We start from the raw sequence: 21,148 nt of genomic DNA, 5'->3' as shown, positions 1-21,148 counted from the left end.
TACATAAATATTATATATTAATTACGCTCTTTAATAATATTTTCAGTAATATTATTTGGCGTTTTAGCATATCTAGCGAACTGCATAACAAAACTCGCTCTGCCTTGTGTATTAGAACGTAAATTAGTCACATATCCAAACATTTCAGATAAAGGGACGAAAGCTCTAATAACAACTGCATTTCCGCGATTTTCTTGATTTTCTAATTTTCCTCTTCTAGATGTTAAATCGCCAATAACATTCCCTACATAATTATCAGGAGTTATCACTTCTACATCCATAATAGGTTCTAAAAGAACTAAACCACCATTTTTTTTTGTTTCTTTTAAAGCGATAGAAGCTGCAATTTTAAAAGCAATTTCTGATGAATCGACATCATGATAAGAACCATCAAATAAAATCGCTTTTACATCTATAAAAGGAAATCCAGCAATAATACCATTACTTAAAGATTCTTCTAACCCTTTTTTTACAGCAGGAATATATTCACGAGGAACAGAACCACCAACAATTTTATTTACAAATTCAAATCCCTTACCTTCGTTAGGCTCAAAACGAATACAAACATGACCGTATTGACCTCGTCCTCCAGATTGACGTATAAATTTTCCTTCTGTCTCTGTAACTTGAGTTAAAGTTTCTCTATAAGCTACTTGTGGTTTAGCTACATTAGCTTGTATTTTGAATTCTCGTTTTAAACGATCCATAATAATATCAAGATGTAACTCGCCCATTCCAGCAATAATAGTTTGCCCTGTTTCATGGTTAATATAAACCTTAAAAGTAGGATCTTCTTCCGCTAATTTACTTAAAGCAATAGAAATTTTATCTTGATCATTTTTAGTTTTAGGTTCTAAAGCAATTTCTATAACTGGTTCAGGAAAATTCATAGATTCTAAAATAACAAAATCATTTTCTGAAGTTAAAGTATTTCCAGTAGTAGTATTTTTTAAACCTATAACAGCTACGATATCTCCAGCCGTAGCTTCCTGAATTTCTTCTCTTTTGTTGGCATGCATTTGTAATAAACGTCCTATACGCTCTTTAAAATTTTTTGATGCATTTTTAACATAAATTCCAGTTTTTAAAACACCAGAATAAATTCTTAAAAAAGTCAAACGTCCTACAAATGGATCAGTCATAATTTTAAAAGCTAAAGCAGTAAAGGGTTCGTCATCAGAAGCTTTACGAATTACTTCATTATCATTAACATCTAAACCTATTATGGCTGGGACATCGATAGGAGAAGGAAGATAATCAATCATAGCATCTAAGATTTTCAAAACTCCTTTATTTTTAAAAGCAGAACCACATAAAACAGGAAAAAAATTAACAGTTAAAGTAGCTTTTCTAATAACTTTCTTTAAAACATCGGCGCTAATTTCTTTATTTTGAAAAAAAAGTTCCATTAAATCATCATCAAATTCAGATAATAATTCTATTAATTCTTGTCTTTTTTGAGTAGCTATTTCTAATAAATCTTGAGGTATATCTATAAATTCGCCATCTTCTGAAAAAGAATTATTATTATATTTAAAAGCAGTCATTTCCAATAAATCAATAATACCAATAAAATTACTTTCTTTTCCGATAGGCCATTGAATAGCGGCTACTTTGACACCTAATCTTTGTTTTAAAGTACCAATAGCGTATTCAAAATCTGCTCCTACCTTGTCCATCTTATTGACAAAAACAATTCTAGGGACTTTGTATTCTGTTGCTTGTCGCCAAACAGTTTCTGTTTGTGGTTCGACTCCTGCTTGAGCATCTATAACAACTACTGCTCCATCTAAAACTCTTAAAGAACGTGAAACTTCAACTGTAAAATCTACATGGCCAGGAGTATCAATAATTTGAATTTTATTATCTTTCCAAAAAATAGTTGTAGCTGCGGAAGTAATTGTAATTCCTCTTTCTTGCTCTTGTTCCATCCAATCCATTTGTGAAGCGCCTTCATGAGTTTCGCCTATTTTATGTATTTTACCAGTATGAAATAAAATTCTTTCTGTTGTAGTTGTTTTTCCGGCATCAATATGCGCCATAATGCCTATATTACGTATTTTATCAATTTTGAATTGGCGTCCCATAAAAATTACTCCTTAATATTGTCGTATATCTTACCAACGATGATGCGCAAAAGCTTTATTAGCTTCGGCCATACGATGAGTATCTTCTCGTTTTTTAACTGTTATTCCTGTTTTTGAAGAAGCATCAATAATTTCTTTTGCTAATTTCTCTTTCATAGTTTTTTCATTTCTTTTTTGAGAATATTGAATCAACCATCTTAAACCTAAAGATTGACGTCTTTCAGGACGAACTTCTGAAGGAACTTGATAATTTTGACTTCCTATAGTACGTGTACGCACTTCTAAAATAGGCATAATATTACCCAAAGCTTCATTAAAAACATCTATCGGATCTCTTTTAGTTATTTCTTTGACTCTATCAAAAGCGCCGTATAAAATAGATTTAGCGACTTCTTTTTTACCGTCTTTCATAATAGTATTTATAATTTTAGTTACTAACTTAGAATTATAAACAGGATCCGGTGATAAATTTTTTCTATAAATACGTTTTTTACGTGACATTTAAAAAAACCTTACCTTTTTAAAATTTTTATTAATTATATTTTTTTTACTTTTTATTAACAACTCTTTTAGAACCATATTTAGAACGCCCTTGTTTTCTATTAGCGACGCCAGTGGCATCTAAAGCTCCTCTAACTATATGATAACGTACTCCAGGTAAATCTTTAACTCTTCCGCCGCGAACTAAAACAACACTATGTTCTTGCAAAGAATGATCTATTCCTGGAATATAAGCATTGACCTCAGTGCCATTACTTAATCTAAGTCTAGCAAATTTTCTTGAAGCAGAATTAGGTTTTTTTGGTGTCATAGTCGAAACTTTAATACAAACGCCTGATTTTTGAGGAGAATTATATTTTTTAATTTTTTTCTTTAAACTATTAAAACTATATCTTAAAGATGGTGATTTACTTTTATAAGTTTTATCAATCCTTCTTTTTTTAATTAACTGAGCAATAGTAGGCATCTTAATATAAAATCTCCTTTTCAAAATAATATATTTTTATTAATATTAAGTTTTTAATAATTATAAACGAAATTTGTCATATTATAATTATAACTTTTTTTAAAACAAAAAACAATATAATTATAACTCCGTATCATTTTTTATCTTTTCACAAGGATAATTAAAATTATGATGATCTAAAATTCCTGTGCCTGCAGGAATTAATCCTCCTACAATAACATTTTCTTTTAAACCATATAAATAATCTGATTGACCTTTAATAGCGGCGTCAATTAAAATCTTAGTTGTTTCTTGAAAAGAAGCGGCTGAAAGGAAAGAACCGCTTTTTAAAGAAGATCTTGTAATTCCTAATAAAACAGGTCGACCTACAGCTAAAGATTTATTTTGTCTCAACATTTGTAAGTTAACTTTTTTAAATTGTTTAATAGAAACTTCGGTTCCTGGTAAAAAATCAGTATCTCCTTCATAAATAACTAAAATTTGTTTAAACATTTGATATATAATAATTTCTATATGTTTATCACTAATGGTAACACTTTGAGATTGATATACTTTTTGAACTTCTTCTAAAATATATTTTTGCGTTTCTTCTACGCTAGTAATTCTTAATAATTCTTTTAAATCAATAGATCCTGTTGTTAACTTTTGACCAGCATAAACACGCATGTCTTTTTGGATTAAAATTTCTGAATTAGAAAAAACATCATAAACATATGTTATGTCTTTATCGTAATCAGGCATAATAATAATTTGCGGTGAATAAGAATTTATATTTTTAATGTCTTTTACAACGCCATCATATTCATTGATAACAGCTTTTCCTTTAGGTTTTCTGACTTCAAATAATTCTTGAATCCTTGGTAAACCTTGAGTGATATCAGAAACCGCTAAAACTCCGCCTGTATGAAAAGTTCTCATTGTTAATTGCGTACCAGGTTCGCCAATAGACTGAGCTGCTATTACTCCAACAGCTTCTCCTATTTCAACATTTTTATTATTAGCTAAATTTAAACCGTAACATTTAGCACAAATACCATATTCTGCATTACATGTTAAAACACTTCTAATTTTAACTTGTTCTATACCTAAAGAGTTAATTTTAGCGACAATTTCTTTATCAATCATTTCATTCTTTTTAATTATAGTACGGCCTGTTTTAACATCTAAAATATCTTCAGCAGCAAAACGACTAAAAATACGTTGTCCTAAAGAAATAATTTCTTTATCATTTCTTTTGATCGATTTAATAAATAAACCTTTATCGCTACCACAATCTTCTATAGTGATGATATTATCTTGAGCTACGTCCACTAATCTACGTGTTAAATATCCTGATTCTGCTGTTTTTAAAGCGGTATCGGTAGAAACTTTACGAGCGCCATGTGTAGAAATGAAAAATTCAGAAACTGTCAATCCTTCTTTAAAAGAAGTTTTAACAGGAATTTCTAAAATTTCTCCTTTAGGACTATTCATTAATCCTCTCATTCCCGATAATTGAGAAAAATTTGAAGTATTTCCACGAGCACCACTATCGCTTATCATGAATAAATTATTGTCTTTATCAAATTCTTTCATTAATCCTTCTTGTATTTTATCACGGACGACTTTCCATTCTTGAATAACTAAATTTTTCTTTTCTGAAATTGTTAAAAAACCATTATCATAAAATTTTTCTATTTCTGTTATTTTATTTTCAGTTACATCTAATAATTTTTCTTTTTGAGAATAAACATTAATATCATTATGAGAAATGGTAATTCCGGAAATAGTAGAATATTTAAATCCTAAATCTTTAATATTATCTAACATTTTAGATGTTTCGGTAATATTGCTTTTTTTGAAAACACAATCTATAATCAGAGATACAAATCTTTTTTTGAAAGGTTCGATATATAATGATTCAGCTAAAATATTTTTAGGATTTATACCTTTGGAAATAAAATAACATTCTGGAGTTTTAACTTCCAAATTAAAAAGAGTTGGTTCTTGAATATAATTAAAATCAGAAGGTAAAATACTATTAAAAATTAATTTTCCTAAAGTAGTTATTAAATATTTTTCTTTTTGCTCAGAAGTAAAATAAGAATTAATATTTTTTGTTTGAACTAAAATTTTTGTATGCAAATGAATTTCTTTATTATAAAACGCTAATTCTGCTTCTTTTAAATCAAAGAAAATTTTGCCTTCGTTACGATGTTTATGTTTGTGTTCTTTTGTTCTTTTTTCTGATTCAAAACCATTTATAACACGATCTTTTTTTCTTCAATGGTTAAATAATAATTACCTAAAACCATATCTTGTGAAGGAGATAAAACTGGATTACCATTTTTAGGATCTAAAATATTATTAGAAACTAACATCAACAAGCGAGCTTCCGCTTGTGCTTCTAAAGAAAGAGGCAAATAAACAGCCATTTGATCGCCATCAAAATCAGCATTAAAAGCTGGTGTTACTAAAGGATGCAATTTAATAGCTTTACCATCAATTAATTTCGGTTCGAAAGCTTGAATCCCTAAACGATGCAAAGTAGGCGCTCTATTTAATAAAACAGGATGTTCTTTAACAACTTCTTCTAAAACTTCAAAAACATATTCATTCATTTTTTCGTATAAAGCTGTTGCACTTCTTCTATCAATTCCTTTAACTTCTTGCAATTTATTCAGAATAAAAGGTTTGAATAAAATAACAGCCATTGTTCTTGGCAGTCCACATTGATGAATTTTTAATTCTGGACCAACAATAATAACTGATCTTCCTGAATAATCAACCCTTTTTCCTAAAAGATTTTGGCGAAAACGTCCTTGTTTCCCCCTTAACATTTCTGATAAAGATTTTAATGTTTTATTTTTTTCCATATTAGAATTATTTTTTTTATTAACTTTAACATTATCAAATAAAACATCTACAGCTTCTTGTAACATTCTTTTTTCATTTTTAATAATTAATCTAGGAGCTCTTTGTTTAATTTGTTTTTTTAAACGATTATTACGATTTAAAATCCTTCTATATAAATCATTTATATCAGTAGTCGCAAAACGTCCTGCATCTAAAGGAACAATAGGTCTTAAATCGGCAGGAAGAATTGGTAAAACATCTAAAACCATCCATTCAGGTTTATTATCGGATTGTTGTAAAGATATAAGAATCTCTAATCTCTTAATAATATTATCTCTTTTTTGTTTCGAAATATGTTTTAAAAGAATCTTTAATTCTTCTATTTTAGCGTTTAAATCTAGTTCCTTCAACATTTCTTTAACAGCTGTTGCTCCTGTTAAAGCGACAAAGTTGCTGCCGTTTTCTAAATAATGGCCGTATTGAACTTCTGATATAAGCTGTCCTTTTTCTAAATTTGTATTCCCAGGAGACATAACAATATAAGAAACATAGTAAACTATCTCTAATAATTCTTTAGCTTTCATTCCTAAAATAATAGCTAATCTACTCGGAGAACTATTTAAATACCAGGTGTGTACAACACAAGCAGCTAACTCTATATGTCCCATTCTTTCACGACGTACTTTTTGTTCTGTTATTTCGACACCACATTTAGGACAAATGTTAAAAGTTTTTGATAATTTTTTTTTTAAACAAGCGCATTGAAAATCTTTATAAGGGCCGAAAATTTTTGGACAAAAAAGTCCTCCCAGTTCCGGTTTAGCAGTACGATAATTAATAGTTTCATAATTAACGATTTCACCATAAGACCATTTTCTAATTTCATCAGGAGAAGCTAAACGGATTTTAAAATAATCATATTCACGACTTCCATATTTTTTTTTAAAAGAAACTGGTTCATCAGATTTTTTATTTTCAACATTAATTTTTGTTTCAAAATTATATTTATATAAAGAAAACAATTTTTTAATATCTTCGAAATAAGAAGGGTTTTCTTTTTCAAATAAACGATATATAAAATTAAGATCAGCTGTCAAAAGATCACGACATGTCTTAATTTTATTATTATATAAAATCACAATAATATCATTTATTAAATTTAAATTTTCTAAATTTTCAGGTAAAAAATTTTTTTTTAAAACAGGAATAATGTCAAAAAAACAATCTTCATTTAATAAAGATTGTAAATCTGATAAAGTATAAGAATTAAAATCTTCCAAAAAATTAATTCCGATTAATTTTAATGATTCTACGGTTGATTCAGAAACATTACAATTTTCAATTTTATCATTTATTTCCATAATTAGTTGATAGATTTTACTCCTTGTTTTGATTAACTAAAGAATGATTAACTTTATTCTCATGAGTATTAGCTTCGATAAGTTCCACATGTAAACCTAAAGATTGTAATTCTTTAGAAAATACTCTAAAACTTTCAGGAATAGAAGGTTTAGGTAAAGGCAACCCATTAACTATAGCATTATAAGTTTTATTACGTCCTATTATATCATCACTTTTGACAGTTAAAAACTCTCTTAAAGTATAAGCTGCACCGTAACCATATAAACTCCATACTTCCATTTCCCCAATTCTTTGTCCGCCTGGACCGCTACTTCCTTGACCACGAGTAGCTTGATTTGTTATTAAAGTATAAGGACCTACATTTCTAGCATGTAACTTATCATCTACCATATGTGATAATTTAATCATATATAATGTACCTACAGAAATAGGGTTATCATAGGGTTCGCCAGTTCTACCATCATATAAAGTCATTTTGCCATCTAAAGATAAATTAGCTTCTTTCATAATATCTTTCAAATCTTCATTATCGGCGCCATCAAAAACTGGAGTAGCTACTTTAATACCTAATTTTTTAGCAGCTAAACCTAAATGCATTTCTAAAATTTGTCCGATATTCATCCTACTAGGAACACCTAAAGGATTCAACATAATATCAATAGTTGTACCATCAGCCATATAAGGCAAATCTTCTTTGGGTAAAATACGAGAAATTACACCTTTATTACCGTGTCGCCCTGCTATTTTATCGCCTTCTTTAATTTTTCTTTTTTGAGCAATATAAACTCTAACACTTTGATTTACACCTGGTGTGGATAAAACATCGCCATCAGAAACAGATAAATATTCGACACTTTGAACAACTCCTGCTTTTCCAAAAGGAACTCTCAAAGAAGCATCTTTATAATCACGTGCTTTTTCTCCTATAATAGTGTGAATTAATTTTTCATGAGGTAAAGGTTCAAAAGTTCCTTGCGGAATTATTTTCCCCACTAAAATATCGCCTTCTTTAACTTCTGACCCTGGAATAATAATTCCTCTGTGATCTAAATTTTTAATAGCTTCAGCACTTACATTAGGAACTTCACGAGTAATCTCTTCTTTACCCGCGCCTTTTTTTAATTCTCTTGCATAAATTTCGTATTTAGTAATATGAACAGAAGTATAAACGTCATTACGAACTAAATCTTCTGACATAATAATAGCATCTTCATAATTATAACCATCCCAAGTCATAAAAGCTACGGTTATATTTTTTCCTAAAGCTAATTCACCTTTATCAGTGGCCGGACCATCAGCTATAATATCACCTTTATTAACAAATTCATTTTTTTTAACAATAGGTTTATGCAAAATCAAAGTATTTTGATTTGATTTAGCAAAAGAAGTTAATTTATAAACTTTTTCTGTTTCATCATCAGACTTAATGATAATTTTTTGAGAATCAACATAAGAAACAAACCCGTCTTTTTCAGATAAAACCAAACAACCAGAATCTTTTACTACTCTATGCTCGATTCCTGTACCTACAATAGGAGAATCTGTAATCAATAAAGGTAAAGCTTGGCGTTGCATATTTGTTCCCATTAAAGCTCTAGAAGCATCATTATGTTCTAAAAAAGGAATAGTAGAAGTTGCTACAGAAACTATTTGTTTAGGCGAAACATCTATATAATTAACTTTTGAAACATCATAAAGACCTGTTTCTCCATTTTTTCTAGCGATAATTTTATTTTTTTGAAAAGTATTGTCTTCATTTAAAATAGTATCTGCTGAAGCAATAATTTGTTCTTCTTCCTGAATAGAAGTTAAATATTTAAAATCTTTAGATACTCTATGTGAACCATCGGTATGAATCACTTTAAAAAAAGGAGTTTTAATAAAACCATATTGATCTACTTGAGCATAAGTAGATAAAGAAGAAATCAAGCCAATAGAAGGGCCCTCTGGTGTTTCTATAGGACATAATCTTCCATAATAAGAATTATGCACATCTCTTACTTCGACACCTGCGCGATCACGATCAATGCCACCGGTTTCTAAAGCAGAAATTTTTCTTTTTTGAGTTAATTCAGCTAAAGGATTAATTTGGTCCATGAAATGAGATAAACGTGAACTTCCGAAAAACCTTTTAATAACTATCGCTAAAGAAGAAAAATTAACTAATCCGCTAGTTGTTGTTGTTTCGAATTTACTAGTTGACATCCTATCCTTAATATTTTTTTCAGATCTAGACAAACCAATACGAAATTGATTTTGTAATAATTCTCCTACTAATCTTAATCTTCTATTACCTAAGTAGTCAATATCGTCTTTTTTACCTATATTTTGATATAAATTCAAATAATAACTAATACTAGCGATAATATCAGATAAAAAAATATTTTTTCCTTTTTCATCTTGATTATTACCTATTACTTTAATAAAACGTTTATTATCGTTATCATCTAAAAAATAAATAACTAAAACTTCATTTAAAATATTTTTGCTTTGAGTTTCTTTTTCATTTTCATAAAAATTATTATTTTCTAGAAAAAAATCTATAACAGATTCTTCTAAATTATCTCTATTTTGTTGTAAAATTTCTTTTACTTCATCATTTAATAAAGTATCTTCTTCAACTAAAATCTCTCCTGTCAAAATATGAAAAATATTGTCTTTTATATAAATGTCGTCCTTAGAATCGTCTTTTTTATAAGTAAAAATATTTTCTTCTTCATCGACTTCATTTTCTAAATTCATCTTAGAATTAATTAATTGTTTTCTAAAATGATGTCTTTTAGTTTTTAATTCCTCAATAATATCTTTTGTTAATAAAGTCCCTTTAGGAAGCAAAACTTCTCCAGTATCAATATCTTTCAAATCATATGCTAAAAAAGTTTTTTCAATTCTATTCAAAACATCTAATTTTTTATTAAGTTTATATCTACCTACAAAAGATAAATCATATTTTTTACGATCAAATAATCTTTTGCTAATAAATTCACGAGCAGATTTAACAGAAACTTTTTCGCCTTGATTTAATTTAGAATATAATTCTATAATAGCATCATTTGTGTTTAACTCATCATTTTTATTAAAACTTAATTCTAAAAGAGGGTTTTCCCCAAAAACAGATATTATTTCTTCTTTGCTATTAAAACCTAAAACATTAATAAATTTAATTAAAGGAATTTTTTTTGAATGATCTAATTTAGCATAAAGAATGTCTTTATTGCTTTGTTCGTATTCAATCCAAGCCCCCCTTGTAGGAATAATTTGGGCTTCATAACGAACTTTATTTAATTTAGAATCAAATTTTTCAGTAAAATAGGTACCTGATGAACGTATAATTTGAGATATAATTACTCTTTCTGTTCCGTTAATTATAAAAGTTCCCGAAGGAGTCATTAAAGGTAATTCTGTCATTAAAACTCGACTTTTTTTAATTTCTCCAGTAGAAACGTTTTCTAATCTCACATTAACAAATAATTCAGAAAAATAACTAAAATCTCTTTTTTTAGCTTCTTTAATGTCTAATTTAGGTTCATTTAAATAAAAATCATCAAAATACAATTTTAAATTACCGTTATAACTTTGTATAGGAGAAATATCATTTAAAGCCTCTTGAATTCCTTTTTTTAAAAATAAATCAAAAGAATCCATTTGTGTTTTTATTAAATTAGGTAATTCAAAATCATAATTCATTTTAGAATAATTACGACGTTCTGCTTTAGTACCGTATTTGATATTACAATATCTCTTCATTTTTTTAAGCTCCAACCCATATAATAAACTATTCTTTTTTTTAAAAACAAAAATCTAAAAAATAAATCAAATATAAGAAAATAAAAACCTAAGAAAAATTATATCTTAGGTTTTCAATTAAAAAAATAGCTCAGTTTAAAAAAATTATTCCAATTCAACCGTAGCGCCTAATTTTTCTAATTTATTCTTTATTTCTTCAGCTTCTGCTTTTTCAAGATCTTTTTTAATAACAGCATTAGGTGTTTCCGCTAATTTTTTAGCGTCAAGTATTCCTAAACCAGTTATTTCACGAATTTCTTTAATAATCGCAATTTTCTTGCCAGCATCTCCGAAAGTTTTAAGAATAACTGTAGCTTTAGTTTTTTCTACTTTTTCTCCTTGGGAATCCGAAACATTTGAATTAGAAGATACTAAATTAGAAGGATCAACTCCGAACTCTTCTTTTATACCATCTACTAATTCTTTAATTTCTAATAAAGTCATGCTTTTTAAAGCTTCTATAAAAACTTCTTTAGTTAATTTAGCCATTGCGCCAAACTCCTTTATCATATTTAAATTTTAAAAAATTAAACAAATTATTTATTTAATAACATATTTAAACTAATTGTTAATTCTCTTAAAGCGAACATCATTCCTGATGATAACATAGCTAATACATGCTCTTTAGAAGGTAAAACTGCTATATCATTAATAACATTACAAGAATATATTTTATTATCAATAATACCTTTAACAATTTTTAAAAATTTATTTTTTTGAACAAAATTGAATAAAATTTTGATGGGTTCCATAGAATCACCCGAACTCAACAATAAAGCTTTAGAATATTTAGATAAATCCGATAATTCATTATAATCAGCTGATTTAAAAGCTCTTTTTAATATATTATTAGAATATACTCTAATCATACTATTCTGTTTTTGTAATTCAACACGTAATTCAGTTAAATCACTTACTTTTATTCCTTGATACTCAAACAAAATAATTATGTCCGATTTTTTAATATTTTGAATTAATAAATCTACATCAGTTCTTTTTTGTTCAATAATAGCCAGATTTGTCATAACAATAATAATCCTTATTATTTTTTATTCTTAATTTTTAAAAATACTAAATTTAAAAATAAATTCTTTATATTTTTAAATTTATATTTTTAAACAGAAGCGAAATCAACTTTAATACCCGGCGCCATTGTTGTGGAAATAGTTATTGATTTGATAAAATTACTTTTCGCTGTCTTAGGTTTAATAGATATTAAATGTTCATATAAAAATTTAAAATTATCTAATAAATCTTCTTCTTTAAAAGAAATTTTTCCTAAAATGGTATGTAAATTGCCATTTTTATCTAATCTATATTCTATTCTACCTTTTTTAATTTCTTGAACTATTTTAAAAACATTATCTGTTACAGTTCCTAATTTTAAATTAGGCATTAAACGACGAGGTCCTAAAATAATTCCTAATTTAGAAATCGAAGGCATCATATCTGGTGTAGCTATCAAAACATCGAAGCCTAACCAATTTTTAGAAATACGTTCAACTAAATCTTGATCACCAACATAATCAGCGCCTGCTTCTTCAGCTTCTTTAACTTTAGCGCCTTTTGCTAATACAGCGATTTTTAGTTTTTTACCACTTCCGTGAGGTAAAACCAAAGCTCCACGTAAATTTTGATCTGCTTTTTTAGAATCCAACTGTAAAGATAAATTGCATTCTACAGTAGAATCGAATTTAGTAACTTTAGTTTTTTTTATTAATTTTATAGCCTCATCGATAGAATATAATTTACTACAATCTATCAACTTACTAATATTTAAATATTTTTTACTTCTTTTCATAATCAAAACACTTTATTATAAAACATAAATTCTTTCTAAAAAATATTAAAAATCACTCAACTATATCAATACCCATACTAGACGCAGTACCTTTTATTATTTTGCAAGACTGTTCTAAATCATAAGAATTTAAGTTAGAAGATTTGTTTTTAGCAATTTCTTCTATTTGTTTATTCGTTAAAGTAGCTACTTTATTTTTTTTAGAATTAGATGATCCTTTTTCAATATTAGCAGCTTTTTTTAAAAGATCACTAGCAGGCGGAGTTTTAGTAATGAAATCAAAAGTTCTGTCATCATAAACATAAATAACAACAGGAATTTTAAAACCTATCTTATCCTTAGTAACTTCGTTAAACTTAGAACAAAATAAAGGTATATTGACTTGCGCCTGTCCTAAAACTGGACCTACTGGCGGAGCAGGATTAGCTTTCCCCGCATTAATTTGTAACTTAATAGTTTTAACAACTGTTTTTGCCATTATAGTAATAAAACCTCATTTATTAATATTAGTTTATTAAAATCGTTAATTTATAAAATTTATAAATTTTATAAAAATAAAGCTATATATAAAAATTTTATAAAGAAAAACAAGTTCCCAAAATTATAACATAATTTATAACAAAAAACAATAGTATAACTTCACATAATTATATTATTACGTAATTTCTTTGAAAGAAGAAAGAGAAATTTCGATAGGAGTGTTTCTCCCGAACAAATCAACTTCTACTACCATTATATTTTTGCTACTATCTATAAAAGATACTGTACCTATTTTCCCCACAAAAGAACCACCAGTAATTTCTACTTTTTTATTAATTAAATGTTCATAACTCGGTTTTTTTATAAGCCCTATCTTAATTAAAATAGGTTTTATTTCGGAATCATTCAAAGGGACCGGTTTAGCATTATTACCCTTTATAGAACCTAAAAAATTAGTTACTTGTGGTAGATTACGAACTACAAACCATGTGTGTTCAGTTATAATCATTTTAACAAAAACATAACCAGAAAACATCTTTCTTTCTTTTTCTTGTTTAGTTCCGTCAGATTTTATTTTAAAATATTTTTCTTTAGGGCAAATAACCTCAAAAATAAATTTAGAAATGGGCAATCCACTATTAGCCAGTTTTAATAAATCTTCTCTCACAGAATTCTCATAACCTGAATAAGTTTGGACAATATACCATTTAGCTTCTTCATTTTTTGATTTTGTTTCAGTTTCTAAAATATCTTCTTTATCATTTATTTGTTCTTTTTTTTTCATTTTTAAACATCTATTCTATTATTTTAGAGATTTTAATGTTTCGACGGGATCAATACATGAATATAACCAATTAAAAAACCGAAACATACCTATCAAAACCAAACTAAAACAAACAACATTTATTATTTTAAATATAATTTCATGAAACAAAGGCCAAACAATCAAATTAATATCTTTTATACTTTTTTTAATAAAAGGATAAATACTAATTAAAAACACAAAAAAAGATAAAGTGAAAAAAGAGTAAAATATTTTTTCGCCACACTCGTTTATTTTAAATAAAGTTTTTAACAAACCCATAGAAATAACAGAACAAATGAGAAAAAAAACATTCTTAAAACCATATTCTTTTTTAAGAATATCGTATAAAGGATTAACAATTAATTCTTCTGTTTTATTTTTTTTTGATACCATAATAAAAATTTCCTTTTCTTAATCAATTACTTTGATTCTTCATGCAAAACATGTTTTTTGCATTGGGGACAATATTTTTTTAAAATCAAACGATTACTACGATTAGCTACAGTAACATGATAATTACGACTTAAACAACAATTACAAATTAAAATATTTTTTTTCATTACCTCTAAATTAATCAATCTTCCTTAAAAAAATGATAATAAAATAAATATAATCACTTTAACTATTTTAACATATAAATTATTTATAAAATTACCAAATTAATTTTTATTTTGTAATGCATACATTATCAAAGCGGCAGCTATACTTACATTAAGAGAATTAATGCGTCCTTTCATAGGTATCTTCATTAAAAAATTACATTTTTGTTTTAATAAAGGTCGTATTCCTTTCCCTTCGTTTCCTAAAACAATAGCAAGAGAACAATTTGTATTTACTTTATTTAAATTTAAATCAGTTTTTGAATCAGTACCGATAACAACAATATCTTTACTTTGCAAATAAATAATAGTTTTAAATAAATTATCTACTAAAAAAATATTAACATATTCTAAAGCTCCACTAGATGCTTTAGCTACAGCGCCACTCAAAAGAACCTGATTTTTTTGAGATATAATAACGCCATCAAATTGTAACGTTTCAATAGTTCTTAAAATAGCACCAAAATTATGTGGATCGTGAATTTCATCTAAAATCAAAAATCTTTTAAATTGATTAGACTTAAAAGAGTCAGAATCTAAAAAAGAAAATAAATTCTGATATTCATAATTTGCAACTTTTGCTACAACACCTTGATGTTCGAAACTATTTGCTTTTTCATTTAATTGATGTTTATCTACAAATTTATATTCAATATTATTTTGATTTAAAAAATCTAAAAAAGATTTATCTTTAATTTTATAATTTACATATAATTCATGAATTAACCTTTTATTTTTAATAACTTCTTTAATTACATTTTTTCCGTAAACTATCATTTTTCATAAATCTTTCTTTAGATAAAAAAATAAAATTAATTATAAACATTGTAAACGAAATTTAAGAAATAAAAAGCTCAAAATAAAACCAGAAAAAACTATAAAAATTAATATTTTTTTCCATTTATTAAAAGGGATGCAATTATATATTAACAAATTAAAAAAGACGCAAGCAATAAATATACTTAATAAAAACGAAATTTGATCTAGTTTCAAGGAAGTGAAACATATTAACGAAAAATAAAACAAAGCTATTAATAAAGAATAAGGAAAAGCTTTGTGAAAAATAATCCTAAAAAAAGATTTATTTACTTTTTTATTATTCATTTCTAAAGCTAAAAAGAAAGACGGAATGCCAATAAAAAAAGTATCAACTAAATTAAATTGTAATGGTTTTAAAGGAAATGGAATTATTGTTGTAGAGTTAGTAGACCAATAATAAAAGTTACACAATATAACGACAAACGCTAACAAAAAAGATACAATTGTTTTAGTTAAAAACAAAATAGAAATTTTTTGTAAATTATTAATAACTCTTCTTCCTTCAGTAACTACTTGAGGTAAAGAATGAAATTGAGAATCAAGCAAAATTAAATTAGCAGTATTTTTGGAAGCTTCATTCCCTGAAGCCATAGCAATCGATACATCCGCTTCTTTAAAGGCTAAAATATCATTAACACCGTCGCCTATCATCGCTACTTTATGATTTTGTTTTTTTAAATTTTGAATAATTATTTGTTTTTGTTTCGGAGTAGATCTTCCGAATACATTATATTTCAAAGAAGCATCATCTAATTCATTTGATTCTAAATTCATTAAATTAATTGATTGTTTTGAGGATTTAATAATATTCAGTCTCTTAGCGATATAAGATATTGTCTCGGAATTATCTCCTGAAATAATTTTGACACTAATACCATTTTGAATAAAATAATTAATAATATCAAAAGCATCTTCTTTAATTTGATCTTCTAAAGAAATCAAAGATATAATTTTATAATTAGTATTATCATTAATATTATCTAATGAAGTATCAGTTTGAGCCAAAAGCAAAACTCGATATCCTAATTTAGTTTCTTTTTGGAAATCATTTTTAATTTCACTAAATTGTTTTTTTAAAATAAATTCAGGAGCTCCTAACACAAAAGTCCCTATTTTATCTATCTCTACCGCGCTATATTTATTAATACTAGAAAAAGGTTGAGTTTTTGAAATTTTATAAATGTCTTTTTTTTGATTTTTTCTTGACAAAGAACAAAATTCTTGATATAAAGCTTTTTGAGTCGGATTATTTTGAGGGAAAACATTAATAATATCAAAAAACAAATCTTCGGGAAATAAATTATAATCTTTGTATTTTAAAATATTTTTTACTTTCATAGTGCCATCTGTAATAGTTCCTGTTTTGTCTAAACAAAGGACATCTATTATAGCTAACATTTCTATCCCAAAAAGTTCTTTCATATAAGCTTTTTTTTTAGCTAATTTAATAAAACTTACAAATAAAGTAGTACTAGTTAAAAGAAACAATCCGGCAGGAAGAGTACCTAAAACAAAACCACATAATCCTAAAACAAAAGAATCTTGTTTAATATCAATTTTTGCAGGAAAAAAATATAAAATCAAAGATGTTGGAATCAATAAACAAAAAATAAACCAAATTAATAAAGATAAATTTTGAATCAAAGGTGTTTTAATTTTTTTATATTTTTTCGCTTCTTGTGTTAATTTAGAAATATACATTTCGTGTCCTACACAAAAAACTTTGGAGTAAGCATTTCCGCTTAAAACATAACTTCCAGAATATAAAACATCTCCTTCTTTTTTAAAAATAGAACGTGATTCTCCTGTCAAAAGAGATTCATCGACTTCTAACACCCCTTTTATTATTTTAGAATCAGCAACAATTTGAGAACCTAATTCCAAAAAAAGAACATCATCAATAACAACATTTTCGATTAACGTTTCGGTTAAAAAACCATTTCTAATCACCTTAGTATGGTTAAATTGTAATATAGAAATTTTATCTAAGGTTTTTTTCGCCTTAACTTCTTGAAAAATATTAATAGAAACATTTAATATATTGATAAACAAAAAAAATAAGTTTTCAAAATGTTTTATATGAATAATAAGACAAGTAATTAGAAACAATAAAAAATTAAACAAAGTAAAGACATTACTCAAAATAATTCCTAAAATACTTTTATTAATATTTTTTGTTAATACATTATTTTGTTTATCTTTTATTTTTTGTTCTACTTCTTCTGAACTGAGTCCTTTAATATCAAATAACAAATCATTTCTTTTCATTTGATTATCTTTCTTTCGATTAATCATATTATATATACCATCTTTAACTATATTTATCATATAATAAGAAAAATTTCAAAAATATATTTTTTTAAATTAGCATATCTTTTTTTAAAATATTTCTTAAAACATCAGATTCAGAAAAATCCTTTTTTTTATGTTTTTCAAACCATAAATAATAAATTTTAATTTGTTCTTCAGTAACATTTTTTAAAACAACATTGATATTTAAACTTTTCAATAAATAAATCAATGTATTTTGTAATCTAGCTAAATATTCTAATTCATCGGTTTTATTTATTTTTTTTAATAATTCCTCAATTAAAGTTAAAACATTAGGAGTATCAAAATCATTTGACATCAAAGAATGAAATTTATCAATATAAAACGAATCAACGCCTTTAATAAAAATTTTATTTAAAATTAATTGAAAATTATTCTTATTTAAAGTATAAAATATTTTATCATATTTTATTTTAATTTCTTCTATTGAATTATCATTATAATGAATAGGTTGTGAATAATGATAAGATAAAAAAAACATTTTAATAATATTTGGACCGAATTTATTTAATAAATCTTTCGCTAAAATAACATTTCCTAAAGATTTACTCATTTTATTTTTATTATATTCAACATATCCTATATGCATAAAAAAATTAGCTAATTTTTTTTGCTCTATAGCCCAAAATTGAGATTGTTCATTAGCATGATGTGGAAATTTTAAATCAATTCCTCCGCCATGAATATCTATAGTATTTTTAAAGATACTATTAATCATTACAACGCATTCTGTGTGCCATCCTGGTCGTCCAGGAAACCAAGGACTATCATATTTAATTCCGACTTTAGTTTTTTTCCATAAAATAAAATCTTCTTTATTTTTTTTTTGAACATCTAATGTTATATTCCTAGAATTTTGTTTTAATTTTGTTAAATTTTGATCACTTAATAAACTATAATGAGGAATTAAATTCGATTTAAAATAAACTCCTTCATTTATGATATACGTATATCCTTTTTGAGTTAATTTCTCTATATATGATATTATTTCTGGAATATAATCAGTTACTAAAGGATGTTTATCTATTGTTGTAATTTCTAATTTCGATAATAAATTTAAAAAATATTTTGTATATTTTTGAGATATCTGAATTTCAGACATTTCATTGTCTATTGCTTTTTGAATAATTTTATCATCGATATCCGTAATATTTACTATTAAACGAACTTGCCAACCTAAAATAGAAAAATATTTTTTCACAAGATCAAAAAAAATCAAAGACCTTATATTGCCTATATGCAAATGTTCATATACTGTAGGACCGCAAACATAAATATTTATTTTTTTCTGTTCTAATGTATAAAATTTTTCTTTTTGATTAGTTAAAGAATTATAAATTTTCAAAATAAAATCCTTTTTATTCTATTTATATTTAATAATTTAAATTTAATAATTTTTGAATATTATTTAAATTTAATAATTTAAATTTAATAATTTTTGAATATTATTTAAAATATTTTTTTTACCTAATAATTCTAAATACGTTAACAAGTGAGGACCGTGTAACTTTCCAGTACAAGCTATTCTTAAAGTTAAAAAAAGTTTTTTTCCTTTTAAATTAGTTAATTCGCTAAATTTTTGAATAAGTTGCTCTATAAAAGATGATTGAAAAATTTCCAATTTTAAAAATAAATCTTTTAAAATTTTAATTACAGAAAAATCTTCTATTTCTTTTATTATATGTATAATTTTGTTATCTATTTGTTGATTTTGTTCAAAAAATTCTAAATATAAATTAACAATTTCTTGAATATAATTCATTCTATCTCTGAATAAAATAATTATGTTCTGTAAATATTTATCTTCTAGAAAAATTTTTTTCTCTTCTAAAAAAAATTTACTTTTTCCAACTATCTCCGTTACAGACATTTGTTTTAAATATTGATTATTAATAAAAGATAATTTTTGATCATCGAAAACAGCTGGCGCTTTAACGAATCTTGTTTTATCAAAAAGAGAAATCATTTCTTCAATCGAAAGAATAGTTTTATTAGTTTTCGGAGCGAAACCTAAAAAAAATAAAAAATTAAATAAAGCTTTAGGTAAAAACCCTAAATCAATGTACTTTTTAATAAATTGAACTATATCAACATCTCTTTTACTTAATTTTTTTTTATTTTTATTTAAAATCAAAGACATATGACCAAAAATAGGAATATCCCACCCAAAAGCTTTATAAATCATTATTTGCTTAGGAGTATTGGTGATATGTTCTTCTCCTCTTAAAACATGAGATATTTTCATTAAATAATCATCTATAACAACGGCATAATTATAAGTAGGGAATCCGTTTTCCTTAATTATAATCCAATCTTCTATTTGATCACTTTCGAAAGATAATTTGCCTCTTATCATATCATTAAACTCATATAAAGTATTCAAAGGAACTTTAAAACGAACTACACATTTATCATTATCTCCTTGATATTCTTTGTAAGCTAACTTTTTATCTAATAAAATCTGAGTATATTTTTGATAAATAGATATTCTTTCTGATTGTTTATAAGGACCAAATGGTCCTTTTAAATCTGGCCCTTCATCCCAAAATAAACCTAACCATCGTAATTGCTCTAATTGAGATAATTCACTTTCTTTTATATTACGTTTTAAATCAGTGTCTTCGATCCTAATAATAAATTTACCTTTATAACGACGGGCAAATAAATAATTAAACAAAGCTGTTCGAGCATTTCCGATATGTAAAAAACCAGTAGGACTCGGTGCGTAACGTAATCTTATTTCTTTCATATTTATAGAATCCTTAACCTGAAAAAATTTAACATTTGAGAAATAACAATTATATATTTAAATAAAACAAAAGAGTCTTTTTTATAGTAAAAAAAGACTCTTAAAAATTTTTTGAAAAATATAAATAAAAAATTAACGTTTTGAAAATTGAGGAGCACGACGAGCTTTTTTTAAACCATATTTTTTACGTTCTACACAACGAGAATCTCTTGTTAATAATCCAAATTTTTTTAAAATAATTCTTGAACTAGGTTCCGCTTCAACTAAAGATCTAGCTATCCCTAGAAGAATCGCTCCCGCTTGAGATGTTATTCCGCCGCCATAAACATTAGCAACAATATCATATTTTTCTAAAGTTTTAGTTAATTTTAAAGGCTTAATAGTTTCAATACGAATTTCTTTAGAAGGAATATAATCGACAAAATCTCTTTTATTTATTTTAATATTCCCGGAACCTGAAACTAAAATTACTCTTGCAACTGAACTTTTACGTCTGCCTAAGCCAAAATATTGATTTTTATTCATTA

16 protein-coding genes and 1 pseudogene are annotated in these 21,148 nt (G+C 25.9%); all 17 read right to left on the bottom strand.

The features are described from left to right. Nucleotides 1–17: 17 nt before the first annotated feature. The 17 genes and pseudogenes from fusA to rpsI all read right to left on the bottom strand — a co-directional run bounded on the left by fusA (nucleotide 18) and on the right by rpsI (nucleotide 21,146). On the bottom strand, nucleotides 18–2,087 hold the full coding sequence (gene fusA, locus JNO41_RS01100; RefSeq protein ID WP_121464060.1) for an elongation factor G: 2,070 nt from the start codon (nucleotides 2,085–2,087) through the stop codon (nucleotides 18–20). Between the two features lie 30 nt (nucleotides 2,088–2,117). Then, on the bottom strand, nucleotides 2,118–2,588 hold the full coding sequence (rpsG, locus tag JNO41_RS01095) for a 30S ribosomal protein S7 (protein ID WP_121464059.1): 471 nt from the start codon (nucleotides 2,586–2,588) through the stop codon (nucleotides 2,118–2,120). A gap of 46 nt (nucleotides 2,589–2,634) precedes the next feature. Next, nucleotides 2,635–3,054 carry a 30S ribosomal protein S12 gene (rpsL, locus tag JNO41_RS01090; protein ID WP_121464058.1) on the bottom strand — a complete coding sequence of 140 codons (420 nt, stop codon included), beginning with the start codon at nucleotides 3,052–3,054 and terminating at the stop codon, nucleotides 2,635–2,637. 120 nt (nucleotides 3,055–3,174) lie between these two features. Beyond that, a pseudogene (gene rpoC, locus JNO41_RS01085) lies at nucleotides 3,175–7,250 on the bottom strand (DNA-directed RNA polymerase subunit beta'). 16 nt (nucleotides 7,251–7,266) lie between these two features. Next, nucleotides 7,267–10,998, bottom strand: a complete 3,732-nt coding sequence (locus tag JNO41_RS01080) for a DNA-directed RNA polymerase subunit beta (RefSeq protein ID WP_121464056.1) — start codon at nucleotides 10,996–10,998, stop codon at nucleotides 7,267–7,269. Between the two features lie 144 nt (nucleotides 10,999–11,142). After that, complete coding sequence (gene rplL / locus JNO41_RS01075; protein WP_121464055.1) at nucleotides 11,143–11,526, bottom strand: 50S ribosomal protein L7/L12; 384 nt, start codon at nucleotides 11,524–11,526, stop codon at nucleotides 11,143–11,145. A 47-nt stretch (nucleotides 11,527–11,573) separates the two neighbouring features. Then, on the bottom strand, nucleotides 11,574–12,062 hold the full coding sequence (rplJ, locus tag JNO41_RS01070; RefSeq protein ID WP_121464054.1) for a 50S ribosomal protein L10: 489 nt from the start codon (nucleotides 12,060–12,062) through the stop codon (nucleotides 11,574–11,576). An 89-nt stretch (nucleotides 12,063–12,151) separates the two neighbouring features. Next, nucleotides 12,152–12,838 carry a 50S ribosomal protein L1 gene (gene rplA / locus JNO41_RS01065; RefSeq protein ID WP_121464053.1) on the bottom strand — a complete coding sequence of 229 codons (687 nt, stop codon included), beginning with the start codon at nucleotides 12,836–12,838 and terminating at the stop codon, nucleotides 12,152–12,154. A 52-nt stretch (nucleotides 12,839–12,890) separates the two neighbouring features. After that, nucleotides 12,891–13,316, bottom strand: a complete 426-nt coding sequence (rplK, locus tag JNO41_RS01060; protein WP_121464052.1) for a 50S ribosomal protein L11 — start codon at nucleotides 13,314–13,316, stop codon at nucleotides 12,891–12,893. A 177-nt stretch (nucleotides 13,317–13,493) separates the two neighbouring features. Continuing rightward, nucleotides 13,494–14,102, bottom strand: coding sequence for a transcription termination/antitermination protein NusG (gene nusG / locus JNO41_RS01055; RefSeq protein WP_121464051.1), 609 nt, complete (start codon nucleotides 14,100–14,102; stop codon nucleotides 13,494–13,496). An 18-nt stretch (nucleotides 14,103–14,120) separates the two neighbouring features. Next, on the bottom strand, nucleotides 14,121–14,516 hold the full coding sequence (locus tag JNO41_RS01050; protein ID WP_121464050.1) for a hypothetical protein: 396 nt from the start codon (nucleotides 14,514–14,516) through the stop codon (nucleotides 14,121–14,123). A 26-nt stretch (nucleotides 14,517–14,542) separates the two neighbouring features. Further along, nucleotides 14,543–14,701 carry a 50S ribosomal protein L33 gene (gene rpmG, locus JNO41_RS01045; RefSeq protein WP_432729597.1) on the bottom strand — a complete coding sequence of 53 codons (159 nt, stop codon included), beginning with the start codon at nucleotides 14,699–14,701 and terminating at the stop codon, nucleotides 14,543–14,545. An 81-nt stretch (nucleotides 14,702–14,782) separates the two neighbouring features. After that, nucleotides 14,783–15,499, bottom strand: a complete 717-nt coding sequence (gene rlmB, locus JNO41_RS01040; protein WP_121464048.1) for a 23S rRNA (guanosine(2251)-2'-O)-methyltransferase RlmB — start codon at nucleotides 15,497–15,499, stop codon at nucleotides 14,783–14,785. Between the two features lie 39 nt (nucleotides 15,500–15,538). Beyond that, complete coding sequence (locus JNO41_RS01035) at nucleotides 15,539–17,836, bottom strand: HAD-IC family P-type ATPase (protein ID WP_161554984.1); 2,298 nt, start codon at nucleotides 17,834–17,836, stop codon at nucleotides 15,539–15,541. A gap of 64 nt (nucleotides 17,837–17,900) precedes the next feature. Next, nucleotides 17,901–19,217, bottom strand: coding sequence for a cysteine--tRNA ligase (gene cysS / locus JNO41_RS01030; protein ID WP_238055117.1), 1,317 nt, complete (start codon nucleotides 19,215–19,217; stop codon nucleotides 17,901–17,903). A gap of 69 nt (nucleotides 19,218–19,286) precedes the next feature. Further along, the gene (gltX, locus tag JNO41_RS01025; RefSeq protein WP_121464045.1) at nucleotides 19,287–20,621 is read right to left on the bottom strand and encodes a glutamate--tRNA ligase; all 1,335 of its coding nucleotides are present in this window, start codon (nucleotides 20,619–20,621) and stop codon (nucleotides 19,287–19,289) included. A 132-nt stretch (nucleotides 20,622–20,753) separates the two neighbouring features. After that, nucleotides 20,754–21,146: a 30S ribosomal protein S9 gene (rpsI, locus tag JNO41_RS01020; protein WP_121464044.1), complete on the bottom strand. Its 393-nt coding sequence runs from the start codon at nucleotides 21,144–21,146 to the stop codon at nucleotides 20,754–20,756. Between the last annotated feature and the right edge of the window lie 2 nt (nucleotides 21,147–21,148).

The sequence above is a fragment of the 'Prunus avium' virescence phytoplasma genome, from assembly GCF_050916135.1.
In the GTDB taxonomy this organism is placed as follows: Bacteria; Bacillota_I; Bacilli_A; order Acholeplasmatales; family Acholeplasmataceae; genus Phytoplasma; species Phytoplasma ziziphi.
Note: the sequence above shows the minus strand (reverse complement) of the source record. Positions and strands in the feature narration are given on the sequence as shown.

Coding starts and splice junctions, on each gene's coding strand:
- nusG (WP_121464051.1), bottom strand. CDS start 14,102: ATGAAAAAAAAAGAACAAATAAATGATAAAGAAGATATTTTAGAAACT.
- rpsL (WP_121464058.1), bottom strand. CDS start 3,054: ATGCCTACTATTGCTCAGTTAATTAAAAAAAGAAGGATTGATAAAACT.
- rpsG (WP_121464059.1), bottom strand. CDS start 2,588: ATGTCACGTAAAAAACGTATTTATAGAAAAAATTTATCACCGGATCCT.
- rplL (WP_121464055.1), bottom strand. CDS start 11,526: ATGGCTAAATTAACTAAAGAAGTTTTTATAGAAGCTTTAAAAAGCATG.
- JNO41_RS01080 (WP_121464056.1), bottom strand. CDS start 10,998: ATGAAGAGATATTGTAATATCAAATACGGTACTAAAGCAGAACGTCGT.
- rplK (WP_121464052.1), bottom strand. CDS start 13,316: ATGGCAAAAACAGTTGTTAAAACTATTAAGTTACAAATTAATGCGGGG.
- rpsI (WP_121464044.1), bottom strand. CDS start 21,146: ATGAATAAAAATCAATATTTTGGCTTAGGCAGACGTAAAAGTTCAGTT.
- fusA (WP_121464060.1), bottom strand. CDS start 2,087: ATGGGACGCCAATTCAAAATTGATAAAATACGTAATATAGGCATTATG.
- rplJ (WP_121464054.1), bottom strand. CDS start 12,062: ATGACAAATCTGGCTATTATTGAACAAAAAAGAACTGATGTAGATTTA.
- rlmB (WP_121464048.1), bottom strand. CDS start 15,499: ATGATAGTTTACGGAAAAAATGTAATTAAAGAAGTTATTAAAAATAAA.
- rplA (WP_121464053.1), bottom strand. CDS start 12,838: ATGAAAAGAAGTAAAAAATATTTAAATATTAGTAAGTTGATAGATTGT.
- gltX (WP_121464045.1), bottom strand. CDS start 20,621: ATGAAAGAAATAAGATTACGTTACGCACCGAGTCCTACTGGTTTTTTA.
- JNO41_RS01050 (WP_121464050.1), bottom strand. CDS start 14,516: ATGGTATCAAAAAAAAATAAAACAGAAGAATTAATTGTTAATCCTTTA.
- JNO41_RS01035 (WP_161554984.1), bottom strand. CDS start 17,836: ATGATTAATCGAAAGAAAGATAATCAAATGAAAAGAAATGATTTGTTA.